The organism is Methylobacter sp., assembly GCF_004322395.1.
Lineage (GTDB): Bacteria > Pseudomonadota > Gammaproteobacteria > Methylococcales > Methylomonadaceae > Methylobacter_A.
Map to the genome: position 1 here is coordinate 84235 of NZ_SCTW01000102.1, position 8507 is coordinate 92741.

8 protein-coding genes are annotated in these 8507 nt (G+C 45.8%); all 8 read left to right on the forward strand.

Translation table 11 applies throughout. The annotated features are described in order from the left end of the window. The first annotated feature begins 12 nt into the window (after positions 1-12). Positions 13-546, forward strand: coding sequence for a GspH/FimT family pseudopilin (locus tag EPO18_RS14440; protein WP_292434373.1), 534 nt, complete (start codon positions 13-15; stop codon positions 544-546). Beyond that, complete coding sequence (locus EPO18_RS14445) at positions 543-1187, forward strand: PilW family protein (RefSeq protein ID WP_292434375.1); 645 nt, start codon at positions 543-545, stop codon at positions 1185-1187. Before EPO18_RS14440 ends, EPO18_RS14445 begins: the two co-directional genes overlap by 4 nt. A 39-nt stretch (positions 1188-1226) precedes the next feature. Continuing rightward, on the forward strand, positions 1227-2489 hold the full coding sequence (locus EPO18_RS14450) for a PilX N-terminal domain-containing pilus assembly protein (RefSeq protein ID WP_292434377.1): 1263 nt from the start codon (positions 1227-1229) through the stop codon (positions 2487-2489). 25 nt (positions 2490-2514) lie between these two features. After that, positions 2515-4815 carry a type IV pilus modification PilV family protein gene (locus EPO18_RS14455; RefSeq protein WP_292434379.1) on the forward strand — a complete coding sequence of 767 codons (2301 nt, stop codon included), beginning with the start codon at positions 2515-2517 and terminating at the stop codon, positions 4813-4815. A gap of 284 nt (positions 4816-5099) precedes the next feature. Continuing rightward, positions 5100-6365, forward strand: a complete 1266-nt coding sequence (locus tag EPO18_RS14460) for a hypothetical protein (protein ID WP_292434381.1) — start codon at positions 5100-5102, stop codon at positions 6363-6365. Beyond that, complete coding sequence (locus EPO18_RS14465) at positions 6358-7308, forward strand: glycosyltransferase family 2 protein (RefSeq protein WP_292434383.1); 951 nt, start codon at positions 6358-6360, stop codon at positions 7306-7308. The genes EPO18_RS14460 and EPO18_RS14465 overlap by 8 nt, the downstream gene beginning before the upstream one ends. Further along, a complete protein-coding gene (locus EPO18_RS14470) occupies positions 7298-8032 on the forward strand; it encodes a class I SAM-dependent methyltransferase (RefSeq protein WP_292434385.1) in 735 nt (244 codons plus the stop codon). The genes EPO18_RS14465 and EPO18_RS14470 overlap by 11 nt, the downstream gene beginning before the upstream one ends. 9 nt (positions 8033-8041) lie before the next feature. Next, on the forward strand, positions 8042-8507 hold a 466-nt coding region (locus EPO18_RS14475; protein ID WP_292434386.1), incomplete at its 3' end, for a hypothetical protein.

An 8507-nucleotide genomic window follows, 5' to 3' on the forward strand; every position in this document is an offset into this window, starting at 1 on the left:
AGGTGGATAGACATGAACAGAACAAAAAACGTCGGTTTTACCCTGGTTGAGACAATAATAGTTGTTGCCATAATTGGAGTCCTTGCGGCTATGGCAGCGCCATCGTTCAGCGAACAGATGAATCAACAGCGAGTAGAAGGCGCAGCGGAAGCGTTGGTTGCGGCCTTGCAAAATGCCAAAGCCGAGGCAATTAAAAGCAACGTTTCCATGGGCATTTTTTTTACGCCCACAACACCACTAAACACCGATCTTAGTACTTGGTGTTACGGTATGGCAACCGCGGCTTGTGATTGCACTACCGCTGGTAGTTGTGCATCAGGAAGCGTAGTATCAAGTTCTGATTTTAAGAACATCACCGTTAATTTTGATTGGGCATCGCGCACTTTCAACCCATTGCGCGGCACAGGTATATCAGGAACAGTTACATTTTCCGCCGGCAACAACAAAACTCTTGGTGTCAGTACAACTTCTCTCGGCAGAATCCGAGTATGTAAAGCCAATACATCGACAATCGGCAGTTATACTGACAGTGGAGCATGCTCATGAAATTGGCAGTCAAATCAAAAGTGCTAAGCAATGCACAACGGGGCTTCACACTTATCGAACTGATGATTTCTATGGTAATAGGGCTCATTATTCTAGCCGCAGTCATCGGTATGTTTGTTTCCATGGTTAAAGCCGATAATGACTATCTCAAATCCATTCGGCTCAATCAGGAACTGAGAGCGGCGATGAGCTTGATTATCAGAGATATCCGGCGCGGTGGAGCTAATCGAAGCGCTGCCGTTAACTCTGCCACAACGCCGCCGACCAACCCTTTTTCCGTAGCAGGCGGGACACGATTAACAATAACGGCTAATCAACAAGGCGATCTTATTTCTTGTCTAACTTATTCTTACGATGCCAATGACGGTTCAAACGAGTTATTCGGTTATCGCCTGGATAGCACAAACGGCACGGTAGAAACCCGCGCCGCCGGCGCGGCATGTAATGCCGGTGGCTGGCAAACGATAACAGACGATAATCTTGTTAACATCACTGCACTTACCTTCGGAGACACGACCGTTACCGAATTAGGCATTAATATTCGGCAAATTACCGTAACTCTAAGCGGGCAGTTGCGTAGAGATAGTTCAGTTACTCGCACCCTCACAGAAACCGTCAGAGTGCGCAATGATGAATTTTAATGATTACAACACACCATAATTAAATAATAGGGTACCTTTATGAATAACCCGATTAAAGCCCAAGCACAACAAGGCATGGCAACCCTTATCGTCGTAATAGTTGTATTGATTATTACAACACTGATGGTATTTTTTGCAACTAGAGTGGGTATATTCGATCAGCGCATGGCGGGCAATGAAGTACGCTATAAAGAAGCCTTTGCCGCAGCCGAAGCGGGGCTCGATATGGCTGTACAAAAATTTGAAAATCAGTTCAAAACTAATTTTACCGGTGCTGCATCATGGGCAACCATCATTGCCAACTCTGCAATTGCTGCGGGAACGGAAACAGATGGCACGACTGCTGAAGCGGGGGAGTCTTCCTTTGGCGTTACCTTAACGGATGTCGGATCTCTTATAGGTGGAATGAATGTTTACCGGATTTCCTCAACCGGTCTGAGCGCAGATGGAACCGGCACAGCAACCGTCAGCAGTGAAGTTACCATGAAGAGCATTTTGGGCGGTTCAGCCCCCGACGTGCCTATTATTGTAAACGGCAGCGTAGGCACCGGAGGCAATTTCAATATTGTGACCAACCCGAATGGCGGCGGTGACGGCATACCTGTGTCTATTTGGACAGGTGGTCCGTCTCCCGCCGGCGATGTATCAATGGGCGGCTCGTCCGCGACTTGCCATATCCAATATTATGATGGTAATAACTCTCAATGCAGTAATCCTTCCGGAAATACCGAATTGCTTTCGGATGGAGATGGCACAACCCTAACCGCTCAAAACACCACTTTTCCCGATGTATTGCCCAATGACCCCAACTTTCCCGATGATTTGTTCCAGTTTTTGTTTGGCGTGACGCGCGCCGATTGGCAAACCGTTTATGAAAAGGCAAATTCTAGAAATCAGGTAGTTGCGGATTGCAGCAGTTTAACCGCGACATCAGGGCAAACATTCAGATTGTGGTGGGTAACGGGCAACTGCGATATGGGTTCAACTCAGATTATCGGCTCATCAGCTAACCCGGTTATTTTAGTGATTGACGATCATGAGCTGGACATGGGGGGCGGCGGCGCCCGTATTTACGGTACCGTTTTTCTATTTAATAACCCCAGCAATGTAGCCACGCCCAGCGCAGACTTCCATGGAAGCCCTGCCATTTACGGTTCATTAGTTTCAGATATCGGCGGTTCCGCCATGAATGGCAGTTACTCAATTGTTTATGACTCAACTATCAATAGCAATCTAGTGTCGAGTAATAGTAGCGCTAATTATGATATGGCTTTTGTTCCTGGCAGTTGGCGGGATTTTTAAGTATTAATGTGCAGCAGGTAACCTTATGAAATTGCTCAATCAACAAAGGGGCATTGGCCTCATCGAAGCCTTAATCGCCGCCATCGTTTTTGCGGTGGGAATTGCCGCCATTATGCAACTGCAAGGCTCTTTTTTTAAAGGCGGCAGCGCTGCCAATGCCCGCGCTGTCGGCATGAGTATCGCCCAAGAAAAAATCGAGGATTTACGTGGCTTTCAAGTAGCGGATTCCGGTGATGGCGATATTTTCGATTTTACGTCAATTGCCGCTAATACCGGCGGGCGCTGCACTGAAGTTCTCGACAATAATGCCTGTCCTTTAGCTCTACCATCCGGAAGTGTTGCCAAAGACAATATCACTTATAACCGTAGCTGGGCAGTCACCCCTTATTATTACAATGCTGGAGCGCTTACCACCACAGCAAACGGCGGCATCGTTCAAAAGAAAGTTACTGTAACAGTTACCTGGACAGACACCGACGGTACGGCTCAAACTACTTCTTTGGACTCGATAATCAGCGGTACCAGCTCAGCAGCAGCTACAGGCGGTATTGCCAATAATGCGGGCGGTAGTGGGGAGCAGCCAACAGTGACTTATACGCCGAGTACAGACCCCGGCGTAACCAAGGTCGCAGTGGGAACAAACTCAAACCGCGAAACTTTAGTGCCGATTATAGATGCAGCTTCACATCAATCCCGGTTTACTTCTTATGTTTATAACGGCAGCAACCAATTAGTTCGAGAAGAAGAGTTTAAAACGGTAGCCTGCGATTGCAAGATGAATAGTACCGGCTCCCGCTATACTGCTGCGCACGCGTCATGGGATGATGACACGAACACCTATGTTGACAAAGCAGGCGATCTTGTAACTAAAGATGTCGGCTGTGTAACAGGGGGCGGTAACAACTGCGCATCACAGCCTGACGAATATTGTTCTATATGTTGTAAGGATCATCATGATCCGGCAACAACCACTTTAGACAGTGGGGGAGCAAAATACTGCGATCCGGCAAACGGAATTTACGACCGCTGTTATGATCCGTTTCGCGACGAAGCTAACGGGACAGATGGCTATTCCGGCGGCAAACACAAGCATTATAATTCCAGTGGAGTGGAAGTTGTACCTGGAAATTCTGGCGAATACTTAGAATCATGCCGGCTAAAACGTATCGCCGGTAACTGGCGGGTATATCAGGATTGGCAACAAGTAGCTTTAGCCGCTTTTCCAATATCTCAACTCGATAACAGTACTGGAGAGACAACCTATACCACGTGGGTTAATCAGATTATTGATCAGCATCTGGATGAATCCAAGGTCAATGGACAAGATTTAACTACCACACCCGCCAAGCCTGCCGCAATTAATCGAACTAGCAGCAACCCTGTTGTTTTGAGTGCGGTTAATGATACTGTCGAGCTTTCGGCAAGAGCTGTTTACATGGATTACATGAGCTCCACACATTTGACCAAAGTTAAAGAGTTTAAGGGTGATGGGCTATCTTCAACTGATTATTTGCTGCATGTTCCGTTTTATGAAGTAGAGGTTACTGATTTGCAGGCGACGGCGACAGGCAGTTTGCCGACAGACCCATTCGGCTGGAGTTCGGCTGATACTAGCCAAATTGTGGTAGGGCCATCAGGGAATAACAACAATTATGTTCCTATCGGAACAGCTAAAGCAGCAGCATTGACATCGCCAAGTACCGTTAATGTTGCCTACAACATCAGAAGAAGCAATAGCGGCGTGTCTGCCGGCCCCTATGCGGTGGATACCTTAGCGGCAGAGTCCAATCCAGATAATGAAAAGCTGGGACCGGTGACTGTAGCGCTCTGTGTGGGTAGCTGTTCAAGCTCTTCGAGCAGCAGTTCGTCTTCAAGCAGTTCAAGCAGCTCTTCTAGCAGCAGTTCGTCTTCAAGCAGTTCAAGCAGCTCTTCTAGCAGCAGTTCGTCTTCAAGTAGCTCGAGCAGTTCAAGCAGCTCTTCGAGCAGTGGAGGCACGACCTTTAGTCCAACAATAACAGTTGCGTTTACTTCATTCTCTGGTTCGAATGGATGGGATGCCGGAAACGGCGCACTGACTATGACAATAAGCAACGTGACGACTAGTTGTACGGGCGGCCCTGTCGCAGGTTCCGGTAGTGCCGATGATAAATGGCAATATACTTGCTCAGGCATACCAAGCGGATCCTCTGTAATCTTTAGCTTTTCAGGTGGAAATTTAACAAAAACCAATCAAACAACAAAAAATTGCCCTTTTTCCGGCTCTACTTCAATTACAACCACTATTAACAGCGGAAACGGGGTAACCTTGACTACATCTTGCAGCTAAATCCTAGGCTTCCCTTTAAAGCTGATCGTGATTCAACCGCCTCAATTCGATAAAAAAACGAGGCGGTTTTTTTCAATGAATATGCTTTTTGTGGGATCATTCTCGCGGCTGGTCTATTCGCTCAGTTTTTTCCAAACATCTCAATAAATATACAAGCTTTACTCATCTCACTTCAAAACTCGATAAACTGGTTTAGGGCTGACAGTGTTGCTGAAATTTCTTTTTGTTGTAAGAGGCGGTATAACGTATTTAAACAATAGCAACAAGTTCGGATTACGGTGCAATTGATTACTATAACTCACACGGAGGAACGAATTCGCAATACGCTTTACGGCCTTTTGTTGTTTGGCTATACAGCAAGAGCGTTACAGATATTTTCTTTTAACCCTTTACAGCACTTGTTTAGCGACCCGCTCCGTCATTGGACTCATGCCAGTGAACCCTTGCATGCAGGACCGATGGCGTTTTTTGATCCGGTGGGTTACCAGCTATGGCTAAGTGTGGTACAAAAACTAACCGCGGGTGATCCGTTATTAGTGGCTTTTTACACCATTACTTTGGCTTGGTTGACACCGTGGTTGTGGTATAGGGCTTTTAGGGCGTTGGCGATTAGCCGTTCCTTGTGCTTATTGGGCTGGGCGGTATTAACATGGCTGCCTTCCTGGCTGGCGATTTATAGTTATTTTATGACTGAAACGCTATTTTTGCCATTGCTTGGCGGCGCTATTTGGCTATCGTTGAGGGCAAAACGCAAACAAACTAAGGATGCATTTGCTTTGGCGGTTTTATTTTGGACGCTGGCCTCCTTGGTACGCGGTATTGCCGCACCAATGGCAGCGGCCTCGCTTTTTTGGGTTTGGTGGCGTCAATCGGATAAATTGCTTAAGGCGTTTATCGGCGTTTTAGTTGCGGGATTTTTACTGGGGCCGGTAGCCTATCGGAATTATCAACAGGTGGGATTATGGTCGCCTTTTGGAAACTCCTGGCTGAATCGCATTTATGCAGTTTCCGGTCGTAAAACTATTGAAATGGAGCTGGTAAAGGAGGGCGCTTTTTGGCTTTACGGATATAGCTCGCCCTCTATTGATGCAAAAATATTCAGTCCTTTATCTGAGTGGCAATCGCAGCGCGATGGATTGCTAAAAATAAAGGTCGATTTATCACGAAAAGCTTTTGATTGGGAAAAAGAATATAACGCCTCTGCATTAAATAATACTTCAGGCTTGTATTGGGAAAATGCGCTCTTTTTATTTGTCGGCCCGTCTTGGCCGGACAACGATTCGGCGCAAACTTTTGCTCGACTGCAAATAGCTGGGCGATGGTTCTGGTTGCCGCTTTTTCTAGCGGTACTTGCTTGGTCGTGCAAAGATTGGCGGGCATGTAGGCGACAACCGCTGATTTGGATATTGATAGTTGTTTGGTTTTATTTTCAATGTTTGACATTGCTGACGGTGAATGAAGGGCGTTACCGAAAGCCGTTTGAGGGATTGTTAATTTCTCAGATTTTATTATTAGTGGACTATAGGCGTAATAAAAGTATTCATGGTTAATGTCGAAAAAAGAAAGATTTCTATCGTTGTCCCTTTTTTTAATGAAGAAGCGGGTATTGACGTTTTTTATCAGGTCATTTTGAAGGTAATTAATAGCTTGCCTCATTATAGCTTCGAGGTGTTGTGCGTAGATGATGGTAGTACTGATACGACGTTGAGCAAACTGATTGAGTTGGTTAATAAGGATAACCGTTTTCTAGTTTTGGAGTTGTCTAGGAATTTTGGCAAAGAATCGGCGCTGAGTGCGGGTCTGGATGCAGCTACCGGATGTGCCGTTATTCCATTGGATGCCGATTTGCAGGATCCACCCGAGTTGATTTCGAGCTTATTGGCTGAATGGGAAAAGGGAGCTGATGTAGTGCTGGCTTGCCGCACCGATCGGCAGACCGATTCATTATTGAAAAGGTTGTCCGCAAAAGCTTTTTACCGTACACACAATCTGCTTTCCAATATTGAAATACCCGAAGATGTGGGTGATTTTAGGTTGATGGATAGGTCAGTGGTGCAAGCTGTTAAGCAATTACCTGAAAGTAATCGTTTTATGAAGGGCTTATTTGCTTGGGTCGGCTTTAAGTCTGTAAAAGTAGGCTATATACGTGCGGCCCGCACGGAAGGCTCTTCAAGATTCTCGGGTAGGAAGCTTTGGAATTTTGCACTCGATGGGTTGACCAGTTTTAGTATTGCGCCGTTAAGAGTTTGGACCTATATAGGCGGTGTTGGAGCCGTCTTAACCTCAATGTATGCTTTTTTTATCATTACCAGAACCTTGGTTCTGGGCGTTGATGTCCCTGGTTACGCTTCTTTATTGGTTGCGGTTTTGTTTTTTGGTAGTCTCCAGTTAGTTAGCATTGGCATGTTAGGTGAGTATATCGGCCGGACCTATATGGAGTCCAAACGTCGCCCTTGTTACTTGATCCGCAAGGTATATCAAAATGAATCCTAGCGCTTATATGGAAATGGCGCGAACTGAAGATGAGCATTGGTGGTTTTTGGGCAGGCGTCAGATTATTGCATCCCTGCTTTCAAGGTTATTTCCGTCGGGTAAAATCGATATTTTAGAGGTCGGCTGCGGTACCGGTGGAAATCTTGCTATGTTGTCGGATTTTGGCCGTGTTACTGCCGTAGAAAAAAACTCTTGGGCTGCCGAATATGCGCAAAATAAGTTCGGGGGTTACGCCAATGTTTTGTTCGCTGATTTTTTAGAGTTGGATTGTTCGGGTAGGCAGTTCGATTTGATTTGCGCTTTCGATGTATTGGAGCACTTGCAGGATGATGTCTGTGCGTTACAACATATGACTGATATGCTGGCCGATAACGGTCGAATCATTGTAACAGTTCCTGCCTATAAGTGGTTATGGAGCAATCATGATCGGAAGCTGCACCATTACCGACGCTATAATCGAGACGAATTGATAGAGAATATCCATCAACTACCTCTTAACATTGAATTCATCAGCTACTTTAATTGTTTATTATTTCCTTTAGCACTGTGCTTACGATGCTTGGACATACTGTTATTTAAGGACTGGTCTTCTCAAACAAATCATGTCAATGGGCTATCGAATAGGATACTACTGAAAATATTCAGTAGTGAACAATATTTGTTGCGACATGCTCGCCCTCCTTTCGGACTTTCATTGTTGGTTGTATTGCGCAACTCGCTATAACAGCTTTGTATGTTTTTGATGCCTTTCCGTTATGATCGACTATCTTGGCTATTCGCTTTTCTAGCGCGATGGATTTTGATTTCGTGGGCTTGGTGTGCACTACACTATGCGCCGCTGTGGTTGGCTTATCTGCCTGATTCTCGCTTGACGCAGTTTTTATTAAATCATTTATCAGGCCCGATGTACCGGCCTTGGGCGCTGTGGTTCGTTGATTATTATTGGTTGGCGTTTACTTTGGCCGGGCCGTTGTATTTTTTTGATCAGCGCGGACGGTTTTTGTTGAATAATGATAAATACCAGGCTTTGCTGATGTTTTTGCTTCAAGGTTTTTTACGGCCTTGGGGATTTAAAATGGTGTGGTCGCCCTTGGTAAGACTGGGTTTGCTAACGGTATTGCTGAAGCTGTTTTTTACGCCTTATATTGTGACTTGGGGTGTAGGAAATCTCATTAATTTGTGGCAGGCCTTGCATCCGG